General features: G+C 55.0%; 26 protein-coding genes and 1 tRNA gene. 14 read left to right on the forward strand and 13 right to left on the reverse strand.

Translation table 11 applies throughout. From position 1 onward, the window contains the following. Window positions 1–786 precede the first annotated feature (786 nt). On the forward strand, window positions 787–1,989 hold the full coding sequence (locus IQ254_RS02475) for an argininosuccinate synthase (RefSeq protein ID WP_193964015.1): 1,203 nt from the start codon (window positions 787–789) through the stop codon (window positions 1,987–1,989). A 226-nt stretch (window positions 1,990–2,215) separates the two neighbouring features. On the opposite strand, the gene IQ254_RS02480 is transcribed toward IQ254_RS02475, so the two are convergent. From IQ254_RS02480 to IQ254_RS02510, 7 genes are all read right to left on the reverse strand, one after another. Beyond that, window positions 2,216–2,605 carry a RidA family protein gene (locus IQ254_RS02480; protein ID WP_193964017.1) on the reverse strand — a complete coding sequence of 130 codons (390 nt, stop codon included), beginning with the start codon at window positions 2,603–2,605 and terminating at the stop codon, window positions 2,216–2,218. 104 nt (window positions 2,606–2,709) lie between these two features. Next, window positions 2,710–4,509, reverse strand: coding sequence for a serine/threonine-protein kinase (locus IQ254_RS02485; protein ID WP_193964019.1), 1,800 nt, complete (start codon window positions 4,507–4,509; stop codon window positions 2,710–2,712). 7 nt (window positions 4,510–4,516) lie between these two features. Next, window positions 4,517–5,179, reverse strand: coding sequence for a V4R domain-containing protein (locus IQ254_RS02490; protein WP_193964021.1), 663 nt, complete (start codon window positions 5,177–5,179; stop codon window positions 4,517–4,519). Window positions 5,180–5,269: 90 nt separating this feature from the next. Then, entirely contained in the window at window positions 5,270–5,764 is a 495-nt protein-coding gene (locus tag IQ254_RS02495) for a hypothetical protein (protein ID WP_193964023.1), read from the reverse strand. 59 nt (window positions 5,765–5,823) lie between these two features. Beyond that, on the reverse strand, window positions 5,824–6,132 hold the full coding sequence (locus tag IQ254_RS02500; RefSeq protein ID WP_193964025.1) for a hypothetical protein: 309 nt from the start codon (window positions 6,130–6,132) through the stop codon (window positions 5,824–5,826). Then, window positions 6,129–6,812 carry a V4R domain-containing protein gene (locus tag IQ254_RS02505; RefSeq protein ID WP_193964027.1) on the reverse strand — a complete coding sequence of 228 codons (684 nt, stop codon included), beginning with the start codon at window positions 6,810–6,812 and terminating at the stop codon, window positions 6,129–6,131. The genes IQ254_RS02500 and IQ254_RS02505 overlap by 4 nt, the downstream gene beginning before the upstream one ends. A 313-nt stretch (window positions 6,813–7,125) precedes the next feature. Next, window positions 7,126–7,602 (reverse strand): phycobilisome protein, encoded by a 477-nt coding sequence (locus IQ254_RS02510; RefSeq protein WP_193964029.1) that lies wholly within the window; start codon window positions 7,600–7,602, stop codon window positions 7,126–7,128. A gap of 341 nt (window positions 7,603–7,943) precedes the next feature. On the opposite strand from IQ254_RS02510, the gene IQ254_RS02515 reads away from it, so the two are divergent. From IQ254_RS02515 to IQ254_RS02525, 3 genes are all read left to right on the forward strand, one after another. Then, window positions 7,944–8,159: a photosystem I reaction center subunit IV gene (locus IQ254_RS02515; RefSeq protein ID WP_193964031.1), complete on the forward strand. Its 216-nt coding sequence runs from the start codon at window positions 7,944–7,946 to the stop codon at window positions 8,157–8,159. Window positions 8,160–8,366: 207 nt separating this feature from the next. After that, a complete protein-coding gene (locus IQ254_RS02520; protein ID WP_193964033.1) occupies window positions 8,367–9,215 on the forward strand; it encodes a DNA-formamidopyrimidine glycosylase in 849 nt (282 codons plus the stop codon). A gap of 63 nt (window positions 9,216–9,278) precedes the next feature. Beyond that, the gene (locus IQ254_RS02525) at window positions 9,279–9,497 is read left to right on the forward strand and encodes an NAD(P)H-quinone oxidoreductase subunit O (RefSeq protein ID WP_193964035.1); all 219 of its coding nucleotides are present in this window, start codon (window positions 9,279–9,281) and stop codon (window positions 9,495–9,497) included. A gap of 126 nt (window positions 9,498–9,623) precedes the next feature. Here the strand turns inward: IQ254_RS02525 and IQ254_RS02530 are convergent, their stop codons facing one another. Further along, window positions 9,624–10,193, reverse strand: a complete 570-nt coding sequence (locus IQ254_RS02530; RefSeq protein ID WP_193964037.1) for an anti-sigma factor — start codon at window positions 10,191–10,193, stop codon at window positions 9,624–9,626. A gap of 267 nt (window positions 10,194–10,460) precedes the next feature. After that, window positions 10,461–11,114: a sigma-70 family RNA polymerase sigma factor gene (locus tag IQ254_RS02535; protein ID WP_193964039.1), complete on the reverse strand. Its 654-nt coding sequence runs from the start codon at window positions 11,112–11,114 to the stop codon at window positions 10,461–10,463. Between the two features lie 270 nt (window positions 11,115–11,384). Here IQ254_RS02535 and IQ254_RS02540 point away from each other — a divergent pair. Together IQ254_RS02540 and IQ254_RS02545 are read left to right on the forward strand one after the other, a co-directional pair. Continuing rightward, a tRNA-Ser gene (locus IQ254_RS02540) sits at window positions 11,385–11,467 on the forward strand. Between the two features lie 358 nt (window positions 11,468–11,825). Further along, complete coding sequence (locus IQ254_RS02545; protein WP_313887343.1) at window positions 11,826–13,211, forward strand: NCS2 family permease; 1,386 nt, start codon at window positions 11,826–11,828, stop codon at window positions 13,209–13,211. A gap of 58 nt (window positions 13,212–13,269) precedes the next feature. Here IQ254_RS02545 and IQ254_RS02550 read toward each other — a convergent pair whose 3' ends face one another. Together IQ254_RS02550 and IQ254_RS02555 are read right to left on the reverse strand one after the other, a co-directional pair. Continuing rightward, entirely contained in the window at window positions 13,270–13,662 is a 393-nt protein-coding gene (locus IQ254_RS02550; protein ID WP_193964043.1) for a hypothetical protein, read from the reverse strand. Window positions 13,663–13,699: 37 nt separating this feature from the next. Further along, the gene (locus IQ254_RS02555; RefSeq protein ID WP_193964045.1) at window positions 13,700–15,166 is read right to left on the reverse strand and encodes a site-2 protease family protein; all 1,467 of its coding nucleotides are present in this window, start codon (window positions 15,164–15,166) and stop codon (window positions 13,700–13,702) included. A gap of 141 nt (window positions 15,167–15,307) precedes the next feature. Here IQ254_RS02555 and IQ254_RS02560 point away from each other — a divergent pair, with 141 nt between their 5' ends. Then, window positions 15,308–16,021, forward strand: coding sequence for an MBL fold metallo-hydrolase (locus tag IQ254_RS02560; RefSeq protein WP_193964047.1), 714 nt, complete (start codon window positions 15,308–15,310; stop codon window positions 16,019–16,021). 33 nt (window positions 16,022–16,054) lie between these two features. On the opposite strand, the gene IQ254_RS02565 is transcribed toward IQ254_RS02560, so the two are convergent. After that, complete coding sequence (locus IQ254_RS02565; RefSeq protein WP_193964048.1) at window positions 16,055–17,341, reverse strand: HD domain-containing protein; 1,287 nt, start codon at window positions 17,339–17,341, stop codon at window positions 16,055–16,057. Between the two features lie 24 nt (window positions 17,342–17,365). After that, window positions 17,366–18,607, reverse strand: a complete 1,242-nt coding sequence (gene ctpA, locus IQ254_RS02570; RefSeq protein ID WP_193964049.1) for a carboxyl-terminal processing protease CtpA — start codon at window positions 18,605–18,607, stop codon at window positions 17,366–17,368. 533 nt (window positions 18,608–19,140) lie between these two features. Between ctpA and petB the strand changes: the two genes are divergently transcribed. The 7 genes from petB (at window position 19,141) to IQ254_RS02605 (ending at window position 23,782) form a co-directional block, all read left to right on the forward strand. Then, window positions 19,141–19,809, forward strand: coding sequence for a cytochrome b6 (petB, locus tag IQ254_RS02575; RefSeq protein ID WP_193964050.1), 669 nt, complete (start codon window positions 19,141–19,143; stop codon window positions 19,807–19,809). Window positions 19,810–19,934: 125 nt separating this feature from the next. Continuing rightward, on the forward strand, window positions 19,935–20,417 hold the full coding sequence (petD, locus tag IQ254_RS02580; RefSeq protein WP_193964051.1) for a cytochrome b6-f complex subunit IV: 483 nt from the start codon (window positions 19,935–19,937) through the stop codon (window positions 20,415–20,417). 157 nt (window positions 20,418–20,574) lie between these two features. Next, entirely contained in the window at window positions 20,575–21,009 is a 435-nt protein-coding gene (locus tag IQ254_RS02585) for an anti-sigma regulatory factor (protein ID WP_313887347.1), read from the forward strand. A 181-nt stretch (window positions 21,010–21,190) separates the two neighbouring features. Next, complete coding sequence (locus IQ254_RS02590) at window positions 21,191–22,327, forward strand: glycosyltransferase family 4 protein (RefSeq protein ID WP_193964185.1); 1,137 nt, start codon at window positions 21,191–21,193, stop codon at window positions 22,325–22,327. Between the two features lie 143 nt (window positions 22,328–22,470). Further along, the gene (locus IQ254_RS02595) at window positions 22,471–22,866 is read left to right on the forward strand and encodes a hypothetical protein (RefSeq protein ID WP_193964052.1); all 396 of its coding nucleotides are present in this window, start codon (window positions 22,471–22,473) and stop codon (window positions 22,864–22,866) included. 88 nt (window positions 22,867–22,954) lie between these two features. Next, window positions 22,955–23,521 (forward strand): peptide deformylase, encoded by a 567-nt coding sequence (def, locus tag IQ254_RS02600; RefSeq protein ID WP_193964053.1) that lies wholly within the window; start codon window positions 22,955–22,957, stop codon window positions 23,519–23,521. A 63-nt stretch (window positions 23,522–23,584) separates the two neighbouring features. Further along, on the forward strand, window positions 23,585–23,782 hold the full coding sequence (locus tag IQ254_RS02605) for a hypothetical protein (protein ID WP_313887348.1): 198 nt from the start codon (window positions 23,585–23,587) through the stop codon (window positions 23,780–23,782). Window positions 23,783–23,855 lie beyond the last annotated feature (73 nt).

The raw sequence follows: 23,855 nt of genomic DNA on the forward strand, positions 1-23,855 counted from the left end.
ATATGCGCTCGGTCACGCGTCCGATAGGGAACTGTCTGAGCCTCCCGAAGTTCACTTAACGTGCGGTCTTCTTCCTCGGTCAAAATGATGCGTAATGGGGCGGGCATTTGAGGGCACTCTGGCTACCCTGCTATCTTACATTTAATCTCAACTGCCTACTTAACGCCAGTGTTAACTCCACACGGGAACAGCGCAGGGAGGGCAACCTATGGCAACGTCGCTTTTGGGAACACACTATTCGCAATGAGGCAGATTACGCGCACCACTGCGATTACATCCACTACAATCCGGTTAAGCACGGTCTATGTAGCAAACCTAGCGATTGGCCTTTTTCTAGCTTTCATCGCCATGTAGCAAAAGGCACCTATAGCCAAAACTGGGGCACAATACCCGTTGCCGATATCCCCACAGGCGGCACCCCCTAGCACTCCGTAGGATGGATTAGCGAAGCGTAATCCATGCAGCATGAGTATTGGAAAAGTTGATGCGTTACGCTGCCGCTAACGCATCCTACAGTGGCTGTTGTTGCGCTGCTTCAATACGGCGAGCCATGTTGATGCCGTTAAAACCTTCCAGCGATCGCTGCTGCCATAACTCAATCTCTATGTCATCAGATCTTGCTAAATCGCGGTGGTATCGGGCAGACAACAGCCGATAATATATCCTTGGCCAGATTGCCAGAGCCTCACGATACCTACAAAAGAAGTGGGCTGTGGTAAGTTTGGCGGGTCGTCCTGCCAGGACGAGTGTTGACTAACCCCCTTAGCGGAAAGCAGGAAGTTGCCCATGGGTCGCGCAGAAAAAGTTGTCTTAGCCTATTCCGGTGGCGTCGATACCACCGTGTGTATCCCCTACCTGATGAACGAATGGGGCGTAAAAGAAGTGATTACCCTGGCAGTAGACCTGGGCCAGGGCGACGAGCTAGAGCCAATTCGCCTCAAGGCGCTGAATGCCGGGGTGGCCGAGTCTCTGGTGGCCGACCTGACTGCAGAATTTATTACCGACTATGCTTTTCCGGCCATTCAGGCCAACGCCCTCTACGAAAACCGCTACCCGCTGTCTACGGCCCTGGCCCGCCCGCTGATTGCTAAGGCTTTAGTCGAGGCCGCCGATCGCTACGGAGCCGATGCGGTGGCTCACGGCTGCACCGGCAAGGGCAACGATCAGGTGCGCTTTGACGTGGCGATCGCCGCCCTCAATCCCAGCCTCAAGGTGCTGGCCCCCGCCCGCGAGTGGGGCATGGGCCGTGAAGAAGCCATAGCCTACGGTGAAAAGCAGGGTCTCACCTTTCAGGTGAAGAAGTCTAGCCCCTACTCCATCGATCGCAACCTGCTGGGCCGCAGCATTGAGGCTGGCCCGCTGGAAGACCCCATGAGCGAGCCCCTAGAAGAAGTGTTCTTGATGACCGAGGGCATCGAAAACACCCCCAACGAGCCCGAATACATCGACATTGGCTTTACCAAGGGCCTGCCCACCAGCCTCAACGGCGAGACCCTCGGCCCGGTAGCGCTGATTACCCAGCTAAATGCGATCGCCGGTCGCCACGGCGTGGGCCGCATCGACATGATCGAAAACCGCCTGGTGGGCATCAAATCGCGCGAAATCTACGAAGCCCCAGCCCTGCTGGTGCTGATCGACGCCCACCGCGACCTGGAGAGCCTCACCCTGACGGCAGATGTCACCCAGTACAAGCGCGGCATCGAAGAAACCTACAGCCGTCTGGTCTACAACGGCCTCTGGTACAGCCCCCTCAAGCTGGCCCTCGATGCCTTCATTCAGCAGACCCAGGAGCGGGTCAGCGGCACCGTGCGGGTAAAGCTGTTTAAGGGCACCAACCGAGTGGTGGGCCGCCAGTCTGACCTGGCCCTCTACAGCGATGCCCTGGCCACCTACAGCTCCGACGATGCCTTTGACCATAAGGCTGCCGAGGGCTTTATCTACGTGTGGGGTCTGCCCACCCGCGTTTGGTCTGAGAAGCTGCGCGGCTAGCCGATTTTCGGGAAATACAACAAGACCCAGGGGTAGGATCCCTGGGCCTATGCCCTTTGGGAGGAGTCCGAGGGATAGGTGTTGTTGCCACAATTTTCCTGAGTACGAGGTGTCGGTTGGGTGGCGCGCTAGCAAAACCAAACATTGGGCAATTCAGATGGATTCTGCCTTACCCACCTCGATACAGGGTATTTCCGGATTAGGTCTTGTGCCTATGGCTATAGTATTACTCGCCGCAGTAGGCAATCAAATCAATTTCCACATCCCCATAACCGGCTAAAGCCGTAACGCCGACAGTCGTGCGGCTGGGCTGAGGGGCATTGCCGAAATACGCCTGGTAGATGGTGTTTACCGTGTCGTAGTAGCGAAAGTCAGTGACAAAAATGCGAGCCATCACGACTTTATTAAAGCCACTGCCAGCGTGTTTGAGCACCAGGGCCAGGTTCTCCATAACCCGTTTAGTTTGCTCATCAATGGGGCCTTTGACGACTTTGCCGGTGGCTGGGTCTTCGGCCAGCTGCCCGGTGACAAACAAAAAATCCCCCGCCCGCACGGCATGGGAGTAGGGGGCTACCGGCGGCAGCACATTATCGGGCAGAGTCATAAATTCGAGCATTGACTTAGTCCTTATAGCAGTGGCCCTAACGGTTAGAGTAATCTTGCTTGTGATCTGGTCTCTTAAAACCAGAGGCTATCTTCAGGGGGTTAAACTCAGCTGGGTTACACCACAATGTCAGTGGCCAGGTTGGTCAACTCCACTGTATAGATACGGCTGTTTGTGCCTTGGTTAACGCTCCACAGATACCGGGTAGGCGACTGTTGTACCATAGCCTGAGGGTGGGGCAGATTGGCGATGCGGTTGATAATCTGGCCGTCATAGTTGATCAGTGAAAATTCTCCCGTTGGGCTGAGTAGCCCGTAACCCACCGCCGTTTCAAACAGCCAACAAGGGGTAATATCTACCCGATGCCGAAGCATTCTAAAAGGTCGCAAATCAACGATCAGTACGGCATTAGGGCAGTTTTCCTCCAGCGCTAGATAACGATAAGGACGTTGAGCCGGTGTTAGGCTATAGAGCGGCACCGAAGCTGAGATGGTCCCTAAGTAATTGCCCCGGCGGGTCACACCGTGAAACAGAGTCCGATTGCCCCGGCGCACGACGACTACACTGTGGCCATTATCGACAGCGAGCAGCGTGATCAGTTGGTCGCCTGGCTCGGTCGGCATCGTCACGGTTAATGGTGCCGATATTTTGACCCCTTCGTCACGGGGGGTAGTCAGCTGGTATATAGACAGGTCTAGCGCCTGGCTAGTCTGTTCATTGACGGTGGCAAACCAGCGCCCATTGGGGGCAATGGCTGTGCCATTTGGATTCACACCTTGGGCAATACAGCCCAGCCCGTGAGTCATTGACAGCAGATGCAATGACTGCTCAGTGACCAGTAATCCCCCCTGGGGGATCGACAAAAAATTGTGCACCGCATAGGGAAGCGTGAACCCTTGGCTATTGATGGGGGCGGCTACCATCCCTTCCTCTGGCCAGTGATAAAACCACACCTGCTGTTGGTTACAGGTAACCAGTAGGTGCCCCTGGGGCATCGGCACTAACCCCAGGGCTGTCGTGGGGTGAGGCAAGCACACAAAGGATAAATCAGAGGCCAGGTCGATATCGGGCAACACTTTTGGGTAGACCGGCTCAGCAAGATGGCCCTGGGCCTGATAGGTCTGATATACGGCCATGAGATCGGTTCGCATGGCCTGGGCGCTATCGTAGCGCTTGGGCAGCAGCTTTTGTAGAGCCTTGCGAATAACCTGGTTGAAGGGTTCGGGGAGTTGGTTGGGCATAACCGGCGAGCGGTTTAGGTGAGCCACCATCAGCTCCATGGGCGTGCCTGAGAAGGGGCGCTGCCCCAGCAGCAATTCGTACAGAATAACGCCTACGGCATAAAGGTCTGCGGCCGGGGGGTGTTGATTATAGAACCGCTCCGGGGCCATGTAAGCGGGGGAGCCAGTGTGGCCCATGTCTGCCTGTTTGGCCTCTTGACTGAGACGGGCGATGCCCAAATCAGAGACGCGGGCTACCCAGCCACCAGGGGTCAGCTCCATGAGAATGTTTTCGGGCTTGATGTCGCAGTGCACAATGCCTTGGCGATGGGCACAATCTAGGGCCGCTAGAATATCGAGGATGAATCCCAATACTTCCTGCACAGTTAGGGGGGTATCGCTTTCAAGCAGCGATCGCAGCGTGCCCCCCTCGCAGTAATCGAGCACGAGCTGCCTGCCGCTAGTAGAGTGCTCTAGGGCATGGCAGGTGACAATGCTGGGGTGCTCTAGGCTAATTAAAAACCGCAGCTCCCGCAAAAACTTATGGGTGGGAAAGCGATCTTTATTCAGGTCTTTAATGGCGACCAGTTCCCCAGTTCTGCGATGAATAGCGCAATAGACGCGGCCAAACTGCCCGTGCCCTACAAAGCCTAGGGTATAGTATCGCGAACGTCGAATTTGCTGGGTGAGGGCCACCGTTTGATTACCCCTGTTGCATGAGGGTTTGCATAATGGCCTGATGAGCCTGACCATTGGCGACCATGGTTTCGACCGATTGAAGGCGCTTTTCTAGCCCCAGCACAAAGCGATTACAGTCGTCACCTTTAGCCGTACAGCTCGTTTGAATGCAGCTGAGTTCGCGTCCGGTCAGCTGGGTAAAGAAGATTTCAAGAATGCCGCGTTCGAGGTCTCCCGAAGGCTTTTGGGCCTGGGGAGCTGCGGCTGTAAACGGTGAATGCCAAATCTCGACCCCCAAAAAGCCGCGATCGCGATAGGTAATATCGAGATGAATCTGTCCCCAGCCGTGGGTTTTCCAGCACTGTTGTAGCGACTGCAAAAACTCGGCCATCGCCAGACTAGCCATGGGCTGTTTGTAATAGTCTGCTAATTCTTCGCAGAAGCGAGCATAGAAATTTTTGCCCCACCAACGGCCACAGTTGTAAAGCACCATGTGTGAGGCTTGGCCAGTCTCTTTTTCTAAACCAGAATAAATAGCCTGCAGCAGCGGATCTGGAATAGCCAGCAGGCGATCGCCCCGGCGATTTTCCAGCAGCCCCATTTCAGTCAATCCCCGCACGTAGAGATCTTGGGCAAAGTAGTTGCTGGGCAGCCGGCCATCGGTGAGTAAATCGGCAACAGAAACCATGGGTAACGTCCCTCACAGGATAAAAATAGCAGTAGTGACCGCTGCAGGTCGCCAGCGGAGTAGGGGGCAAGCCCCAGGGAAAGTCATCAATTAAAACAACCCGGCCAGAGTAGGGGTTACGGTTTCGCGAGTGTTAAGCATCAGCCCTTGGGCCTTTTCCAGGCTGGGCTTGAGCAAATTAAGCTGGGCCGGCGAAAATACCTTGCTCAACTGCTTTTCTAACAGCTGAAACAGTTGTTGATCGATAGCCTGGGTGTCATAGGCCTTGATCATTTCTGGTAGCCAACCCTGGAGTCGCTCTTCCACAAAGCTGTCGTCGTCGAGCAGCATGGCCATAGCAACGTAGCGTAGTACCATCAGCCCGTTGCGCACGCTGCGCTCGACCATCGGTTCTGGATGACCGCCCTGCTGTTGTAAGACATCGGCAATAGGCTGCATGATGGCAACTTCTTGGTCCCGCAGCGTCCGGTATACGGCCATACGCTCAGGAATTGAACTGACGTACTGGCTCAAAATGCTGAGATCGCTAGCGTTGAGATACTTCTTATCGGGGGCATCAAACAGGGTGTCAAGCTTAAAGGCCATGGCAAAATTCTCCGAGTATTTGGGACGATGAGTAGATAGCTGAGATAGCGGCCAACTACCTAACCAAACAGGTCAGAAAACCCATCTAGGGTCAAGTCGAGATCGACGTCATTGCTGGTTGGAGCCGCTGCTAGGGGGGTAATCGGTACCCCAATGAGGGGCTGACCCTCCCAGGCAATGGTCTGGAAAAAGTCGTTGACGGTCATGGTCATCGTTGACTCTGCTCGGTCTAGATCCCCTAGCGCTGGCGCTGCGGTTGCCAGCCGTCCGTCCCAAGTAACGGCTTCAAAGAATGCCTGCACTGTCTCTCTTAGCCAGGGTTGAGCCGACTGAGACTCGCTATTCCCATGGGATGAGAATGTGGTCATTCTCCACCTTCCCCAGCCCGCAGCCGCTTCTCGATATCGCGGGCGTTGGCTCCTTCATTCATCCAGAAGGAAGCCGCATCAATCCGCTCGCGCCCCCCGAGCAAGAACTTGCAGTAGGTCTCGCCCATGGAGTAGCACTGAATCTCAATACAGCTCAGCTGCTTGCGCACCATTTCGGTGAAAAATCCTGCAAACAGCCCGGCATAGAGGTGACATACCGGCTTGCCGACGTCGCCTAGGGTACGGGCGACGGCGGAGTCAAACAGGTTAATGAACATGAAGCCCTGTTTGCGATCGCTCATATCTACCTCCCAGCGGCCCCAGCCCTGAGAAACGTAGGGCCACCACCAGGTTTCGAGCAAAAACATCAGGTTGGCCCGGCGAGGGCTCATGGCAAACTCCCGCTCAAACCAAGTCTCAAAGGTAAGGGAGTCGTACTTGCCCCATTCCAGCCCAATCGTGTACATGATGGCTGCAGAGGCATCGCCGACTTCTTCTTGCAGCCCTTCCAGCAGGCCGATGATGAAGTCTTCACTGGTGAGCACATTGCGAGTGTCATTCCAGTCGGTAATGGTGCCGTATTCGCTATTGAATTGAAAGAAATCCCGCATGGCATAGTGGTTATGCTTATGGGGATATTTTTGGTGCAGACGGTGGGCGGTCTCTGTGGTCATAACCATGGTCGAACGAGCCTTGTAAGACTGTTTTCAGTGATAGCTGTAATGTGCCCAGGGCAGAGCAAAATTAACAGCCCTAGCTGCGATCGCAGGCGTGAGCAATTTTGTCACGGTTGTCAACAGGCTATGATCTCTGCCTTTTAGCTGGCCTAGCCTGAGCTCTAGGCGATACAAAACGTAGTAATTACTTGCCCAACACAACTGGCCCAAGAAACCATCATGGGTATTCCGGGCGATACGCTTCTATGGAATTTTATCGCATTTGACAAGTTAGACAAGTCAATTGATCGGGTTTGATCGACCGTCTGGAGGGCGATTAAGTTGCCGCTCCCAGGACGACGCGGCAAAGTTCTAGTATAGGTATATACAATTTTAGTTCTTCTGCATTGAGATGGTTAGGCATGACCGCTTGCATTGCGGTATAGGTGAGGTGGCAACTCTCCTGGGTCTTAAAAGCTCGCATAATGGATTGAAACCACGTGAGCAGCGTTTCCTTAAAGCGTTCAGTATCGTCGAGTAACAGGGCCGTAGCGCTGTAGCGGAGCACGCGTACAGTATCTCGCTGCCACTTAGCGGTTAGATCTTGCCCGCCAACTTGAAAAGTGCTGGGCCGCTGGGCCTTGAGTTGGGCCATAACCTGGGCGATGATTTGTTGCTCAGCCCGCTGAATTTTTTGGTAAGCCCGGAGACGGGTACCGACAGACGATAGGTACGTCTGAAAGAACATTAGCTCTTGGTCGGAGGCATAGCGACCATCCGAGTTGTGGATGAGAGATTGAACGTTAGTGAGCATGGGGGCTTGATTTTTTACAGGAAGGGTAGGCTTACGTTGCCCTTTCGTTAAGAAATATGAACAGATATATTACCAGAGAATAACCCCTCTGTTACTTGGTAAGTGCTAACTGGGACTAGGATAGCGCGTCGGCATGACGTGTCGGCGAATGGAGCTGGTTTCCTGGTGTGCAATAAAACTTAAATATCCTATCGCCATGAGACTCAATGTCTCGTAGTACTCTGGTGGACATGGAATAAACCCCTATCCAAGCCTGGCCGTAGGCTTTTGCGATAAGTCTGGGCTGGGGTTTGGCCTGGGCAAGCTGCCATTAAAAGTGAATTTCATAGAGGGCATTGTTCATGGTTCAACGTGGTTCTAAGGTTCGTATCCTCCGTCAGGAGTCTTATTGGTACCGTGAAGTGGGCACCGTTGCCACCATTGACCAAAGCGGTATCAAGTACCCTGCGGTAGTACGCTTTGACAAGGTCAATTACTCTGGTATCAACACTAATAACTTCGCGATATCTGAGCTGCAAGAGGTCGAAGCTCCTAAAGCTAAGGCCGCTAAGAAGTAGGTGGTCACGACCTGCTGTCAGGGGTTCAAGTATGGCGGCAAGCCTAAGCTTGTGGTTTATAGCTTGAGATAATCTGGCAAGGGCATATCAAGCAGTTTCTTTAAGGCCTGTGCTTTGGTGCAGGCCTTCTTGTATGGGGCCATAGGGGCCGGTTGCTATAAGTGCAGGGATACGCCGTAACGGGGGCACTAAACCCAGGAAAACGTTTTGCCAGAACTACCGGAAGTTGAGACTGTGCGGCGAGGGCTAGAGCGGGTAACACCCGGTCATCGTTTGGAGGGCGGGGAGGTGCTGCTGGCTCGTGTGATCGCCCACCCTGCCCATGACTATGAATTTTTAGCCGGACTAACGGGGTCTATGCTGAGCGCCTGGCGTCGTCGAGGTAAATACCTGTTGGGACAGTTGAGCCAGCCTGACGGTAGCCCTGGCGGCTATTTGGGCGTCCATCTGCGCATGACTGGCCAGTTGTTGTGGCTCGATCCTAAGACCCCGGTGCAGTCCCACTGCCGGGTGCGGCTGTGGTTAAGCGATAACCACGAACTGCGCTATGTCGATCAGCGCACCTTTGGCCGTCTCTGGTGGGTACCGCCGGGGACGAAACCAGATATGATCATGACCGGGCTCAAGGGTTTGGGGCCAGAACCCTTTGACGATAGTTTCTCGGTGGCTTATCTACGCCAACGGTTAGGCCGGAGCCGCCGACCGATCAAAAATGCTCTCCTCGATCAGAGGTTAGTGGCAGGTATCGGCAACATCTATGCCGATGAGGCGCTGTTCCTCAGTGGTATACGCCCCTTGACCCGCTGCGATCGCATTGGTCCCAAGCGCATACAAAAACTCCACGGTGCCATTGGTGACGTGCTCACCACTAGCATTGAGTCAGGGGGTACAACCTTTAGCGACTACCGCGATATCTATGGCATTAACGGCAACTATGGTGGAGTTGCCTGGGTCTACGATCGCGAGGGCCTGCCCTGTCGGGCCTGTGCCATGCCCATTGTGCGCCTCAAACTGGCCGGACGCTCTGCCCACTACTGTCCCCGGTGTCAGCGCTAGGAGCGGTGATCGCCCAAGAAATTTCGTGTACAGTAGGGCTAAGGTTGATAGAGAAAAGATCTTATGGCAGCAACTTTAAAACGGGGCGCTTTGGTGCGAGCCGTACGTGAGAAGCTTGAAAACAGCGTAGAAGCAACGGCCAGTGATACCCGGTTTCCACCCTATTTATTTGAGACTCAAGGCGAGATTTTAGAGACCAACGATGACTACGCCCTGGTTAAGTTTGGGGAAGTGCCTACCCCAAATATCTGGCTGCGTCTCGACCAGCTAGAAAAGGTTTAGCCATTTTGTTGCCCGGTTGAGCTCGGGCAAGCATCAAAAGCCCACTGCCTCTGCCCGTATGAACGGAGGTAGTGGGCTTTTGATGTGATTGCTTGAACTTGAGACCCTCTGGCTAAGCCAGTCGAGCTAAAGCTCTGAATCGATCGGTAACACGCCCTGTTCTAGAGCCTGGTCGGTATCGACAACCGCCGCTGCTTCAGGAATGGGAAATGCGGGCTGATCGAGGGCAATTTGAAGGGTTTCGGGCGGTGCCACCGTGGCCACGCGCCACGCGCCGTAGCTAGGCACGGTGCCGCCAGAGAGCAAATTGATAGCGCCTATGGCTAATACCCCAGCACCAGCCATGGTCACTAGCTTAAGGCGGTGGTTGAGCGATCGAAATACGCCCACCAAAGTATCTTCCGCATCGCAAACCGGAGGGCAAGACTGAGTGCGCATGCCCTGTCTTAGGCTGAGCAAACGGTTGTATAAGCAGCGAGTATCGTCGCTGTTTTGCAACCAGCACAGAACCTGCTGACGTTCATCAGGAGTCACCTCGCCATCTAGGTAGGCACTCAAGAGTTCGAAGCGATCGCGCTTAGTGACATCTAGCTCGCGATCGCAACACGTTGCGGGCGATAACGCTTCGCCGTTTTTATTGACCTGTCCAGACGATAATCGCTGAACCTGGCCAGGCGTGTAAGGAAAGGTAGTCATACCAAAAACAACACCTGAGTGAGCAACAAAACAACGACCAGAGCAACCACATAACCTGACCCGATCGGATAAATACAGATCAAGCGCTTTAGCTGTCGCTACTGATCATAATGCCAACTTCCCCAAATCGGTAATCCCCTGGGGGCAATTTATATGGCCAAATTAATTTTTGCCTAAGGAAAACCAAGATTATGTGGCTATAAGGGGAAGAAGCACCCTGATTATCTCATCATCGCCACCCACTGAGAAGGGCCAGCGGCGTAGGACTCAATGCCCTAGATAAGGCTGGAGATCGGCCTGGAGCCGTTGTCGAGCCCGAGCAATGCGAGATTTGACTGTGCCCAAGGATACCCCGGTCATATCCGCGATCTCTTCGTAGGATAGACCCTGAATCTCGCGCAGCACGATAGTGGTGCGAAAAACCTCCGGCAAGTCAGCAATCGCTCGGTGCAGCTGGTCATAAAACTCTCGGGTCATCATGGCATCCACCGGGCCAGGCGCATTAGCGGGGACATCCCACTCGATGGAACCATCTTCCAAATTGAGCGGGGCATCGAGAGATAGGGTTGCGCGGTTGCGCTTGCGTCGCCGCAACTCGTCGTAGAAGAGGTTAGTGGTGATCCGACCCAACCAACCCTTAAATTTAGCTGGGTCGTTGAGGCGACGGATGTTTCGATATACCCGAATCCAAACTTCCTGGGCTAGATCGGCGCGATCGGGCCAGTCGGGAGCTAGGTGGTAGAGCAGTTTATCAACATGACTTTGGTAGCGGTGTAACAGCTCAGCAAAGATCAATCTTTCGGGCCGTAGCCGTTGCTGACAAAGGGCTACCAGTTCTGTGCTGGTCAATTGTTCAGGCTTGACTGTGGTTTTAGGGGCGCTGAGGGAAACAGGCCAGGTCGAGAACATGGATTGGCTCATAATATCTATTAAAGGGCCGACATCTCATGGCCACCAACAAACCCCGAAGGGATTGAACTGGGGTGGCACTGTAGCTCCAAAGCAGTGCGTGATTATTGTGAAACATTGTGACGAAGAGATTTGATGTCTTAACTCACCCTTGTGCCTGTGAATTGTCTGGCACACTGCCTGCGTCCAACCTGATCGGCAACTCAATAGCTGTTCGATGTCTGGACAACTGAGTGATATAACAGATGCATAGGCCGGTTATCTTGACAGGTCGCTGCTCCAGGAGAGGTGGCAGAGTGGTCGAATGCGCCCGACTTGAAATCGGGTGTCCGCAAGGACCGTGGGTTCGAATCCCACCCTCTCCGTACTGTTTTTTATTGTGATGCTGTTTTTGGAGTCATGGGCTAAGCCTCTATGACCACAGTTTTTCAGCGCAAAATTGCCAATTTGCGCTCATTCACGGCCCGATCAGGGCTCTCATCTCTTTAAACTACGGATGCTTCGCCTATGTGGAGAAAATCTGTAGCTTGTCACAAAGCCATGAGTTAAGTTTTGCAGCGGAACTTTCCCCCGAACCCCGGACGTTACAGTGTGCATCAAAAAAGCATATTTGTATCGCTCCTAACAGATTGCAGCTAACAGATGTCGTGGACTGAGGCAGAGTCTAATGCCCTTGGTGTACCCATTGGCCAGTTACTGATATGTGGAAAAAGGAGTGCTAACGTGACTCAGCCCACCGAAAATCTGCCCCAGTCGCCCTTGAGCCCGGAGCCAGAGAATAAAATCGCGGAATTTTTTAATTTCTCAGCCCTGAATACTGACTTTCGCACTGAGGTGTTAGCTGGGTTTACCTCTTTTGTAACGATGGCCTATATTCTCATTGTTAACCCAGGCATTTTGTCGAATGCGATATTTCTCAATGAGTCTGGCGACTTGTTTGGCGAACTGGTAGTCGCTACGGGGCTATCAGCGGCTCTGGCGACGCTGATTATGGCCCTCTACGCCAAACTGCCTTTCTTGCTAGCCCCCGGCATGGGCATTAATGCTTACTTTGCCTTCACTGTAGTGCTGGGGCTGGGGATTGACTGGCGAGTTGCCCTGGCCGCCGTCTTCATCGAAGGAATTATCTTCATCCTGATGACGGTGACCAATGTACGTAGCAAAATCGTGGAGGCTATCCCCGATGCGGTGAAGCATGCGACCACGGCAGGCATTGGCATATTCATTTCCTACATTGCGCTCAAGGGGGCAGGTATCATTGTGGCGTCGGAGGCGACCTTTACGACGCTGGGCAACCTGCGATCGCCCCAGCCCGCCATGGCGCTGCTGGGCTTGGCAATTACTGCTGCTCTGTTTTCCCGTCGGGTAACCGGCGCTCTGCTCTGGGGCATTTTGGGTACCGCGCTACTGGCCTGGGTTTTTGGCGTATCCCCCTGGCCCAGCGGTTTTATGGCTATTCCCCAGCCTCCTACCGATCTGTTTGGTCAGGCCTTTGTAGGGCTAGGCGAGATCTTCCGCATCAACTTTTGGGAGATGATTAGCATCATCTTTGTGTTTTTGTTTGTGGACTTGTTTGACACCATCGGCACGCTCACTGGCCTGGGCGCTAAGGCTGGCTATATTGACGAAAACGGTAAATTTCCTGGGGTCGAAAAAGCGTTTATGGCCGATGCGGTCGGAACCACTGCTGGATCAGTGCTGGGCACCTCAACGGTAACGACCTATATCGAGTCGGCCTCAGGAATTTTAGAGGGGGGCCGCAGTGGCTTTACCGCTCTAGTGGCCTCAGCGTTATTCTTTGCGTCGGTGCTGTTTATTCCCCTGCTTCAGGCCATTCCCACCTTTGCCACCGCTCCGGCGCTGATCATTGTTGGGGTGCTGATGATGTCTGGGGCCAGTCAGATCAACTGGGATGAGCCGGCGGATGCGATCGCCGGCTTTCTTACAATCATCATGATGCCCTTAGCCTTTTCGATCGCCGAAGGTCTGGCCATGGGGCTGATCGCCTACCCCTTGGTCAAAGCCTTTCAGGGTAAAACCAGCGAAACCACCATCGGCATGTGGATTTTGGCTAGCATCTTCTTACTGCGCTATATCTTTATTTCCTGAGGTCAGGGCTAATGACTTGGCCAATAGTGGCGCGGCTAGACTCTAGCCGCGCCACTGTCTATGTAAGGGCGTCAAAGGTATCGCCCAGGGCAGAGGTTAGGGTTTGGCGCGTTTGGTTATGGGCTTGCTGCTCGGCCTGAAGACGCTGGGTCAACTCCTGACAGCGCTGCACGAGTCCGTCGAGTTGCTGCTGCAACCCCTGGAGCGAGTCAGCGTTCACCAGAGCTTGTTCAATGACTCGGCTTGGGGTGGCTGCGAGCTGCTGCTGGAATGCTTCAACCTGGGCCTGAAACTCAGCAGCTTCTTCGCGGCGCTGGCGGGCTTCGGTTTCGTAGAGGCGACGCCAGTTGGCAGCACTATTGTAGGCCTGGTCGCGATCGGCCTGGGTATTGGCCAACTGCTGTTGGAGGGTACGCACCTCCGCAATCCATTGAGTCAGGTCTGGGGACATGGCGATTACTAGAAGAAGGAGTATCCCGGCCTGGGGGCTAGTACAGCAGCCGAGTGAGAATGCCCGGTGCTGGCAGCACAATCATAACTAACAGTGTCAAGGCCAAGAGGCCTAAAAAGTCGCGGCGATCGTCGAGTTCGCTGACGTCATTGAGGGCGGGTTGGTCTGCGGCCGGAATGAAAAAGAGCAGAATGGCCCAAATCATGAGTTCAGGATGCACCAGGGCCAGACCAAAGACGAGCAGTCGGGCTACTTGGCCCACAATGCTGCCGATTCGCTGACCGTACATAGCGTGGACGATATGGCCACCGTCAAGTTGACCCACGGGCATCAGGTTGAGCGCCGTGACGACTAGGCCCAGGCAACCTGCGATCGCAACCGGGTGCAGATGAATCGCCTGATCGGCGGCCACTGCTGACCCCAGTATTAACTTCGACAATAGGGTCAACATCAGCGAAGCCTTGGGGTCTAGGGCTTCAAAGTTGAGTAAGCTAGACCCTTCCTCTGGGATTGGGACTACGGTTGATTGAGTCAACCCCCACAGCAGCAAGGGGATTGCCACCACCAGTCCCGAGAGGGGGCCGGCAATGCCGACATCGAACAGGGCCCGCCGGTTGGGCACCGGCGATTTCATTTGAATGAAGGCCCCCAGCGTGCCGAGGAAAAACGGCACCGGAATAAAGTAAGGCAGTGTCACGCGCATGTTGTAGCGTTGTGCCATCAGATAGTGACCCATCTCATGGCAGCCCAAAATAACCAAGAGGGATACGGCGTAGGGTAAGCCCTGCAAAATTAGCCCAGGTGCATCTTGGAGCTGAGCTTCAGTCACGCCTGCCAGGTAGGTGCCTACGGCGGTGGTCGTAAATAAGGTGACTAACAAGAGCCCCAGGGCTAGCCCTGGACGGGTAAGGGTGTGAGCCTGACCACTGTCGGTCTGGTTTTGGGGGTTGGGCACCAGCGCGAATACGGGCTTACCCTGCCCCCCCTCTTGAAACAGCACCAAAAAGCGATCGCCAAAATGGCGGCGAATATTTTCTTTTACCGTGTCGTAGGCGACCGTTGGTGAGGCCCTCAGCTGACCTCGGCAGATCATGGCCTGGGGGCGATATTCAATGTTTTGCAGGAAGTACACCGACCAGGGGAAGCAGCCCTGGAGCATAGCTTCTTCATCTTTATCGATGGGGCGAAGGGCCGGTTTGGCGGGGACGGGCAGGGCCGGTTCGGGACTATTGTCCTCGGTTTTGGTTGTCTGGGGCACCGCTATCCGACCCCGTTGAATCAAGACCCAGTAGAGAATTGGGCACACAATAAACAGCCCCAGCAGCAGGGCATTGGGCGGAGAGGCTTCGCTGCCGTTGACCACAAACCAACCCGTCAGAATGATGGCCGGCAGCATCATGACCAGCCATAGCAGCCACACGGGGGTGCGCGTAATGCGGCTGACACTGCGCTGGAGCAGTACATAGGTCAAAAGACCCAAAACCAGAAGCCAGAAAAACACCATCAAATAGCCATTGGATTGCAACGGTCGAAGCCAGCGCAGACGCAGTCTGATCAAACCTCTATGAACATGACTCGGGCAGCGGGGACGCAGTTCAGTTAGTATAGGCGTTTCACTGGTGTTTCTCACCCTTTTACTGAGCTTATGGTCGCCACTTCAGCCCCAGTTCCACCTGTGCAGTCTTCGGGTTTTAAGGCACCGCGAGCAGTGTTTGACACGGTATACGCGTTTGCCCCCAACCGCGACACCCAGGGTGGAACTGCTTATCTCATTGTAAACAACAGTCCAGAGGGTGATGCCGCTAACCTCCTGATTGATGCGCCGCGATGGGATGAGGACAATCACCAATGGCTGATCGCCCAGGGCGGCGTGCGATCGCTATTTATTACTCACCGGGGAGCCCTAGGGCGGGCTGCCGCTATTCAGAAAGCGTTGGGCTGTGAGGTCGTGATTCAAGAGCAAGAAGCTTACCTACTGCCCGATACCCCGACAACTACCTTTCACCATAACTTTAGGTTTGCCCCTCACCTAGAAGCTTTTTGGACCCCTGGTCATTCGCCAGGGTCGGCTTGTCTCTACTACAGCGCCTATGGGGGAGTGCTCTTTACCGGGCGGCACCTGCTGCCCAACAAATCGGGCGATCTAGAACCCCTACGGCTGTCTAAGACCTTTCACTGGCCGCGTCAGCTTCAGCAGGTAGCGGCGCTCAAAACTCGGTTTTCTGTAGATACCCTGGCCCATGTTTGCCCTGGGGCCAGTACAGGATTTTTGCGGGGGCAGCGCACCATTGACCGGGCTTACGATCGCCTCCAGCAGCTAAATCTAGAGACCTGTCGAGATACGCAACCGCTCCTGTAGCGGTGGGCTGGCTAACCATAGAAACAACGAGACTTAGCCGGGCTGGGGCTCCACTTGAGCACCATAGGTGGCCCAGGTCTGCTGTAGCCACGGGTAAATTTCGCGGGGATAGAGTAGCCAGGTGCGCTCGTAGGGTTGGCTCAGGGTCTGCACCAGTGGCGACAGGTCTTTAATATCCACAAAGGCGTTGTCGATATGTAGATCGATGCCCTGGTTGTAGGTGGTATAGCCTCGACTCCAGGTGCGCCGCAGGCCGCTGTACTGCTCACTGCTATATCCCTGGCTAGCCAGATGGTGTTGAACGGTGGTGAGTAACGCCTGCTGGAGGTCTGGCGTGAGCCGGGTGACTTCTAGGGTCTTCAGTAGATCGCGATCGAGGAAGCGACGACACAGATCGGCCAGTAGCGGGTCAGGGCTGTGTCGCCACCGCTGGAGATGGTAGGTAAAGATAATGTCGTCGCCCGCCAGGTAGGTCTCCAGCGACAAAGGACGGTCTGGGGCCAGCAACCAGGCGGTGACCGTAGGATCGGCCTCGAGCTTGCCGAGGAGCAGGTCTGAGCGGGCGCGCTCAAAAGCCCGCTCTAATAACCAGGTGACAGAGATATTTTTGGCGTGATTGTACACCTGGGCATACATAAAATGGCGCACCACCAGATAGTGCTCAATGGCCGCCAGCCCTTTGTGGGCCACCACCAGGCGACCGCTGTGGGGCTCAAACCGCAGGGCCATCAGAATGCGATCGAGATCGAGTTGGCCGTAGCTGGCTCCAGTAAAGTAGCTGTCGCGCAGCAGATAGTCGAGGCGATCGCAGTCGAGCTGGCTCGACACCAGTTGCCACACTAAGGCAATGGGGTGCTCGTGGGTATAGACCTGATCGACGGCGGTGGCCAGACCCCGGGCCCGACTTTCTAGGGCATCGTAAATTGCTGGCAAGTCCTGGATGATGCGGCGAGTCCATTGCTCGTGCTGCAAGCCAAAGACTTCCTCAGCAGTGTGGCTGAAGGGCCCATGGCCAATATCGTGGAGCAACGCAGCCACCAAGACCGTGGCCCGATGGGGAGCCAGTTCGGGGTAGCGACGCTGAAGCTGATCAAACGCGCGGCGAGCGATCGCCATCACCCCCAACGAATGGGTAAAACGAGAGCTCTCGGCCCCGTGAAAGGTCAGGCTGGCGGGGCCGAGTTGACGAATCCGCCGCAGCCGCTGAAACGCTGGCGTATCGATTAGCTGTGTTAGCAACGCCTCGTCAGGATCGCTGGCATGGAGCGTAATTGCGCCGTGAAGGGGGTCGTGGTAAGAGCGGCTGGCCTTGATATGCACGGCGTTTATGTGAGGATCTTGATCTTAAGATGCGCTGGCTACTACGGTGGCTTGACTGAGCAGATCTAGAGCCGCCTGGTACTGGGGGTCGGCGTCAGTGGCCACGGTGTCACGGGTGAGAGGAACGGTAGCCACCAGGCGATCGGGTTGAATGCCCAGCTTGTTGATGTCGTGGTGGGCCGGGGTTTCATACTTGGCGACCGTAACGGCCAGCCCAGAACCATCTGACAGGTCAAACAGCGACTGAATCAGCCCCTTGCCAAAGGTGGTGCTGCCCACCAGCGTAGCGCGCCCGTTGTCTTGCAAGGCCCCCGCCAAAATCTCGCTGGCGCTGGCGGTGCCCTCATTCACCAACACCACCAGCGGCGCAGCGGTAATCGCCTGGCCAAAGGCCTCGAAACTATCCAAAATGCCCTGACGGTTGACAGTGTAAACAATTGTGCCCTTGGGCAGCCACAGCCGAGCAATTTCGATCCCGGCTTGAAGTAAGCCACCGGGGTTGTTGCGCAAATCTAAGAGGTAGCCCTGGGCCCCGCGACTAGCCAAGTCGTCAATGGCCTCGGCCAGTTTTTCAACGGCGTTGCCATTGAACTGGCTCAAGCGCAGATAGCCCACCCGCTGACCCTCGGTCGTGGTCTTTAGGGCTGCCACGACTGGGTTAAGCGTAATCACATCGCGAGTCAGAGATACCTGACGAGGGGGATCGTTGTCAGAGTGACTGATATCTAGCGTGACCGTTGTGCCCTGTTTACCCCGCATGCGGGCAGCGGCTTCATCTAGGGTTAATTCGGTTGTCGCGACCCCGTCAATGGCCAGTACCAGATCTTGGGGTTGAACCCCCGCATCTTCAGCGGGAGAACCCTCAATTGGCGCTATCACCCGGAGCCAGCCAGGCTGTTCATCCTTCGAAATCTGCAGCCCTACTCCGGTGAGTTCGCCAGAGGTACTGGTTTGCAGGCTGCGATATTGACTAGGCGGCAACAGCCGAGTGTAGGGGTCATTGAGGCCTGACAGCATCTCTTGAATCACCCTGTAGGTGTCTTCCCGATCGCGTAGGGGCCGATCTAAAGCCCGTTGACGAGTGAACCACCAGTTTTGGTGGTTAAAGGTCTCGTCGACATAGGCTCGGTTAACAATGCGCCAGACTTCTGCCACCAGGCTCTGCTCCGCTGTTAGTGCTAGCGCTGGCCCTGCCGACACTCCTCCTATGACTAGCCCAACTAGGCACAGGCAAAGAATACTGAAGCGGAACAGGGGTTTGATCATAAACACTTAAAACGTTAGCAGGCGACAGGTGTAAGGCGTGGTCACTAGGTTAGTCGGCAATCATGGTTGGTGCAGTCCAGATCCAGTACAGTCCGGATGCTTAAATTCAGCCCAGCGGTGAGCCCTGGTTCTAAGCATCCACGATCGCCCCAGGAGTGCGGTGAGCACTTTAAATTAGTTTACTGCGCAATCCTTGACGTCACGGGCACCTAGAACATGAACCGTCGTAGCAGCCGGAGGCATCTTCCTAAAGACCGAATCTAGAATAGTGCCAGTTTTGACCGCGAGACCCTTAGATTAAAATGACCACCATGTTGTGTAACGAAATGTTACGACTCGCGCAAGAGGCTATAGTCTTTTGGAGAGAGTAGAAATGGCCTGTCAGATAAGCCTTTGAGTTTGATTTCAGGCTTTGAGTTAGGTGAGGGGACAGCAAAAGCTTAGAATCTACTCAGAGGACTATGAGCGTTGCCATTACGGCTATGTTACATTTTCTTTGACGGCAATTATAGATATATAGAGTTACCCGCTTCATGTTTACCAAGCAAGTTACCGACTCTAAGGCCTACCAATGGTTTAATGAGCGGCTGGAAATCCAGGCTCTGGCTGACGATATTTCCAGCAAATACGTGCCGCCCCACGTCAACATCTTTTATTGCCTGGGCGGTATTACCCTGACCTGCTTCCTGATCCAGTTCGCCACTGGGTTTGCCATGACCTTTTACTACAAGCCCACGGTCACCGAAGCATTTAGTTCTGTGCAATACCTGATGACCGAGGTCAACTTTGGCTGGCTGATTCGGTCTATTCACCGCTGGTCGGCCAGCATGATGGTGCTGATGATGATTCTCCACGTGTTCCGGGTTTATCTGACGGGTGGTTTTAAGAAACCCCGTGAGCTGACCTGGGTGACGGGTGTCGTTTTGGCTGTCATCACCGTTACCTTTGGCGTCACCGGCTATTCCCTCCCCTGGGATCAGGTCGGTTACTGGGCCGTCAAGATTGTGTCTGGCGTTCCCGGCGCTATTCCTGTTGTAGGAGCGACGGTGGTAGAGCTGATGCGGGGTGGTGAGGCCGTTGGCCAAGCTACGCTGACTCGCTTTTACAGTCTGCATACCTTTGTGTTGCCCTGGGCGATCGCGGTGTTTATGCTGCTGCACTTTTTGATGATTCGTAAGCAGGGTATCTCTGGCCCTCTCTAGGCCTGGGTTTCTGCTGAAATTGTGTTTTTGGGCATGACGTTTGGTTTGGGCTATACCGATTGCTCTAGCTCTATGGTTTAGACTTTGGGCATGGCCCAATCGGCTGTAACAGGAGAAGTTTTTCAATGGCGACTATTAAGAAACCGGATCTGAGCGATCCTAAGTTGAGAGAAATGCTCAAGCAGGGCATGGGGCATAACTACTATGGTGAGCCTGCTTGGCCCAACGATTTGCTCTACATCTTTCCCGTGGTGATTTTGGGCTCAATTGCCTGCTGTGTGGCCCTAGCGGTGCTAGACCCTGCCTTGGTAGGTGAGCCTGCGGATCCCTTTGCCACCCCTCTAGAAATTTTGCCGGAGTGGTATCTGTACCCTACCTTCCAGATTCTGCGCATTGTGCCCAACAAGCTGCTGGGTATTGGTGCGATGACGGCTATTCCCCTCGGGCTGATGCTGGTGCCCTTTATTGAGAATATCAATAAGTTTCAGAATCCTTTCCGTCGACCTGTTGCTACCACAATGTTTTTGTTCGGTACAGCGGTAACGCTATGGCTGGGTATTGGTGCCACTTTGCCGATTCAAGAATCGCTGACCCTGGGCTTGTTTTAGAATTTCGATTCTGGACTTGCTTATTAGTTTAGAGGACCTGCGCGAAACTGTATCGTTTTGCGCAGGTTTTTTAGCGGAGATCAGCTGTTCCGCTAAGCTAATTCGAGGGTGTCTCTAGTTGGCGTTGATTTTGATTGGCGTTGATAAGGAATGGGCCGTGGCAGAGATTGACAGCAGGAAAGAGCATTTGAAGGTGGTCAGCAGGTTAGATGTAGTGGCTCAGGTGCAGCGTTGGTTTCGAGAGGCCTGCTGTTCCCTAGAGGGTGAGTCAGCTTGGGTGGGGAGTCACTGCGATCGCTTGGCGCTGGCGTTGACCGAGGGGTTTACTAACGCAGTACGCCATGCCCACGCCCACCTGCCGCCTGAAACCGGCATCGATATTGATCTGTCACTGGATGGTGACCAAGTAGAGATTCGGATTTGGGATCACGGTGCCCCGTTTAACCCTGAGCTGCTGCCGGAACCTCAGCCGGGAGAGCTATTAGATAGCGGGTATGGATGGTTTTTGCTGCGTCGTTTGGCCGATAAGGTGACCTACCATCGGGCCCAGGACGGTCGCAATTGTCTCTCGATTGTGAAGTACGGCACGTGAACTATCTGAGCCTGCCCCCTTTGAGCCCATTGACGAGGGGTTGAGTTGGGTCGCTACCGCAATGGGCGAAAGCTTTTGGGCAATCTAAGCAGGTTGCTGCTTGAGAACAACTAACGGTATGGGTTCCCTTCGACCTCAGCGCGCTGCTGGAGATGCAGATTCTAAAATCATTATTGACGGTATGACGGCAGCGACTACCCCGGCAACCCAAGGGGCGATCGCGTTTGTGTTTCTCGAGATTTTCTCCTGTGAGGGGGGCATTCAGTCCTACATCAAAGACGTGCTGAGGGCCTATTTACAGCAGCAACATCCGGCTCCAGCCGATGTGTTTTTGCTGCGCGATGGGCCCATAGCCGATCACCCCTATGCCCAGTCATCGCTGCGGTTTCACTATCTGGCTACTGCCAATGCGGCGCTGGGGCGAGTCAGGCTCGGAGTCGCCCTGGCGGCCTATCTGGTGCGGCGGCGACCGAGTCAGGTGATCTGTGGTCATGTGCTATTGCTGCCTCTGGTGGCGGCGCTCTGTCGCTGGCTTCGAATTCCCTATGCTGTGGTGATCTACGGCAAAGAGGTGTGGGATCCGTTACCCCTCCGGCAGCAGCAGGCCCTGCGCCGGGCTAACTGGGTTTGGGCCAACAGTCGCTATAGCCGCGATCGTGCCTGCACGGCTAACCAGCTTGACCCAGGCCGGGTGCGAATGGTTCCCTGTGCGGTAGATGGGGATATCTACAGCCCTGGCCCTGCTGCCCCCCAGCTGCTTGATGCCTACGGTCTGGCGGGTCGCAAAGTGCTGATGACGGTGGCCAGGCTGTGGTCTGGGGATATCTACAAGGGTGTGGATGTTACCCTGCGGGCACTCCCTGCGATCGCGGCGGTTGTACCCGAAGTCAAGTATCTGGTGATTGGGCGAGGGGATGACCAGCCCCGCCTAGAAGCCCTGGCGGAAGCGCTGGGGGTGCGCGATCGCGTTGTATTTGCAGGGTTTGTGCCTACTGCTGACCTGGCGGCCCACTATCGCCTGGCCGACGCCTACGTGATGCCCTCCCAAGAGGGCTTTGGGATTGTCTATCTAGAAGCCCTGGCCTGTGGTGTGCCGGTGCTCTCGGGGGATCGGGATGGATCTGCCGATCCTTTGCAGGATGGGCGACTGGGCTGGCGAGTACCCCACCGCGACCCCGAGGCCGTTGCCGCCGCCTGTGTGGCAATGCTGGCCGGGCACGACCCGCGCTGTCAGGGAGCGTGGCTGCGGCAGGAGACCCTGGCCGCCTTTGACTTTCAGGCCATGGCTGGGCAGTTGCAACGGGCGCTTGAGGGGTAGTTTAGTAGGGGGAGACCTCAGCGCTACAATACAGAGCTAAGGCGATAGCTTTTGGCCAGGGCGCTGGACTAGGGCTGTCGCCCTACTGATGGCCAAGACTGAGACTGGCTATCTATCCGGGGAAAATGTGGAGAGCACCTCCTATGAACCAAAATAACTTCAACCAAATGCGGGTGAATATACCTGGGCTAGGCTGTTGGCTGACCCTGATTGCAGTAGTCTGGCTCCTGGGTGCCGTGGGCCTGGGCTGGCTGGTTAAGTCGCTGGTGGTGTTAGTCGTGCTGATGGTGGCTGCTCCAGTGCTGGGGTTTATCGGCCTGAGGTTTTGGCTACAGCGCAATCTGGTTCAGAGCCAGTGCCCTGTCTGTGGTGCAGGCCTAACTGGTATCAAAGGAGCCGCAACTAGCTGCCTTAACTGTGGCACCGTGCTCCAGACCCAGGCGGAAGGGTTTGCGCGGGCCACCGAAGACGGCACCATTGACATCACCGCCGTCGATGTGACGGTGGACACTAAGCCGATTTTGCCCGATGGGGACTAACGCCAGCATTAACCGCTATGTCGAAGTGAGTCTGCGTTGTTAGGATAAGTTATAGATCTATCGCCAAGTCAAACTGGAACTCATCGCTATGCCCGCCGCTATTTATGTCGAGAAAACCAAACTTAAGCAGCCGCCCTTAGAAATCCATACTCTGGGCGATCGCGCGCTGCGTCAGCCAGCTAAGCGGGTGGCCAAGGTTGACGATGAGATGCGGGCGCTGGTGCGAGAAATGCTGCAAACTATGTACAGCGCTGATGGTATTGGCCTGGCAGCACCCCAGGTGGCCGTCAACAAACAGCTTTTGGTGGTGGATATCGACCCTGAAAATGCGGCGGCACCGCCGCTGGCGTTGATTAATCCCAAAGTTATTAAAGTCTCCAAGGATCTGGCCATGGGGCAAGAGGGATGTTTGAGCATTCCTGGGGTTTATCTCGATGTGGTTCGCCCGGCAGCCATCGAGGTGGCCTACAAAGATGAGAATGGGCGGCCCCAAAAACTCCAGGCGAGTGAGCTGCTGGCCCGTTGTATTCTCCACGAAATGGACCACCTCACCGGGGTACTGTTTGTTGACCGGGTCGAGAATGCTCTGGCCCTCAACCAAGAACTGCAAAAGAATGGCTTTTACGCCAAAGATGTGCAGCCAGTGAAGGCCTAGAGTCGTCGTGCTATGCTGCCCCGGTGGGCTTTAGGCTCGCGCAATGATTTAGGAGAAACCCCTGTGACCCCCAAGAGTGGCCTGTTATTGGCTGGTTCCTGCATTGCTGCGATCGCGGCAGTAGGCTCTATCTTTGAGCTGTCGTCGGGTAGCCCTGACTGGGGGACGCTACCGACAACGGTAATTCTTGGGCTTTGTGTACCGCTGGTGGGTATTTTCTTCTACGCGGCGGTGAAAGATGCCAAGGCCAACGAAGAATAATCCGTGAGTCAGCATTCCCTGGGATCACCCTCTGGGCATACCGCGGCCAAAGCTAGCGCTTAGTATAGAGGTC

The organism is Nodosilinea sp. LEGE 07088 (genome assembly GCF_015207395.1).
Taxonomy (GTDB): domain Bacteria; phylum Cyanobacteriota; class Cyanobacteriia; order Phormidesmidales; family Phormidesmidaceae; genus Nodosilinea.

What these genes read in the sequence shown, in the direction of transcription:
- IQ254_RS02535 (WP_193964039.1), bottom strand. Translation starts at nt 11,114, where the DNA reads ATGAGCCAATCCATGTTCTCGACCTGGCCTGTTTCCCTCAGCGCCCCT.
- IQ254_RS02595 (WP_193964052.1), top strand. Translation starts at nt 22,471, where the DNA reads ATGAACCAAAATAACTTCAACCAAATGCGGGTGAATATACCTGGGCTA.
- IQ254_RS02525 (WP_193964035.1), top strand. Translation starts at nt 9,279, where the DNA reads ATGGCAGCAACTTTAAAACGGGGCGCTTTGGTGCGAGCCGTACGTGAG.
- IQ254_RS02515 (WP_193964031.1), top strand. Translation starts at nt 7,944, where the DNA reads ATGGTTCAACGTGGTTCTAAGGTTCGTATCCTCCGTCAGGAGTCTTAT.
- IQ254_RS02475 (WP_193964015.1), top strand. Translation starts at nt 787, where the DNA reads ATGGGTCGCGCAGAAAAAGTTGTCTTAGCCTATTCCGGTGGCGTCGAT.
- petB (WP_193964050.1), top strand. Translation starts at nt 19,141, where the DNA reads ATGTTTACCAAGCAAGTTACCGACTCTAAGGCCTACCAATGGTTTAAT.
- IQ254_RS02510 (WP_193964029.1), bottom strand. Translation starts at nt 7,602, where the DNA reads ATGCTCACTAACGTTCAATCTCTCATCCACAACTCGGATGGTCGCTAT.
- IQ254_RS02495 (WP_193964023.1), bottom strand. Translation starts at nt 5,764, where the DNA reads ATGGCCTTTAAGCTTGACACCCTGTTTGATGCCCCCGATAAGAAGTAT.
- IQ254_RS02560 (WP_193964047.1), top strand. Translation starts at nt 15,308, where the DNA reads ATGGTCGCCACTTCAGCCCCAGTTCCACCTGTGCAGTCTTCGGGTTTT.
- IQ254_RS02505 (WP_193964027.1), bottom strand. Translation starts at nt 6,812, where the DNA reads ATGGTTATGACCACAGAGACCGCCCACCGTCTGCACCAAAAATATCCC.
- IQ254_RS02500 (WP_193964025.1), bottom strand. Translation starts at nt 6,132, where the DNA reads ATGACCACATTCTCATCCCATGGGAATAGCGAGTCTCAGTCGGCTCAA.
- IQ254_RS02550 (WP_193964043.1), bottom strand. Translation starts at nt 13,662, where the DNA reads ATGTCCCCAGACCTGACTCAATGGATTGCGGAGGTGCGTACCCTCCAA.
- IQ254_RS02530 (WP_193964037.1), bottom strand. Translation starts at nt 10,193, where the DNA reads ATGACTACCTTTCCTTACACGCCTGGCCAGGTTCAGCGATTATCGTCT.
- ctpA (WP_193964049.1), bottom strand. Translation starts at nt 18,607, where the DNA reads ATGATCAAACCCCTGTTCCGCTTCAGTATTCTTTGCCTGTGCCTAGTT.
- IQ254_RS02480 (WP_193964017.1), bottom strand. Translation starts at nt 2,605, where the DNA reads ATGCTCGAATTTATGACTCTGCCCGATAATGTGCTGCCGCCGGTAGCC.
- IQ254_RS02590 (WP_193964185.1), top strand. Translation starts at nt 21,191, where the DNA reads ATGACGGCAGCGACTACCCCGGCAACCCAAGGGGCGATCGCGTTTGTG.
- IQ254_RS02555 (WP_193964045.1), bottom strand. Translation starts at nt 15,166, where the DNA reads ATGGTGTTTTTCTGGCTTCTGGTTTTGGGTCTTTTGACCTATGTACTG.
- def (WP_193964053.1), top strand. Translation starts at nt 22,955, where the DNA reads ATGCCCGCCGCTATTTATGTCGAGAAAACCAAACTTAAGCAGCCGCCC.
- petD (WP_193964051.1), top strand. Translation starts at nt 19,935, where the DNA reads ATGGCGACTATTAAGAAACCGGATCTGAGCGATCCTAAGTTGAGAGAA.
- IQ254_RS02490 (WP_193964021.1), bottom strand. Translation starts at nt 5,179, where the DNA reads ATGGTTTCTGTTGCCGATTTACTCACCGATGGCCGGCTGCCCAGCAAC.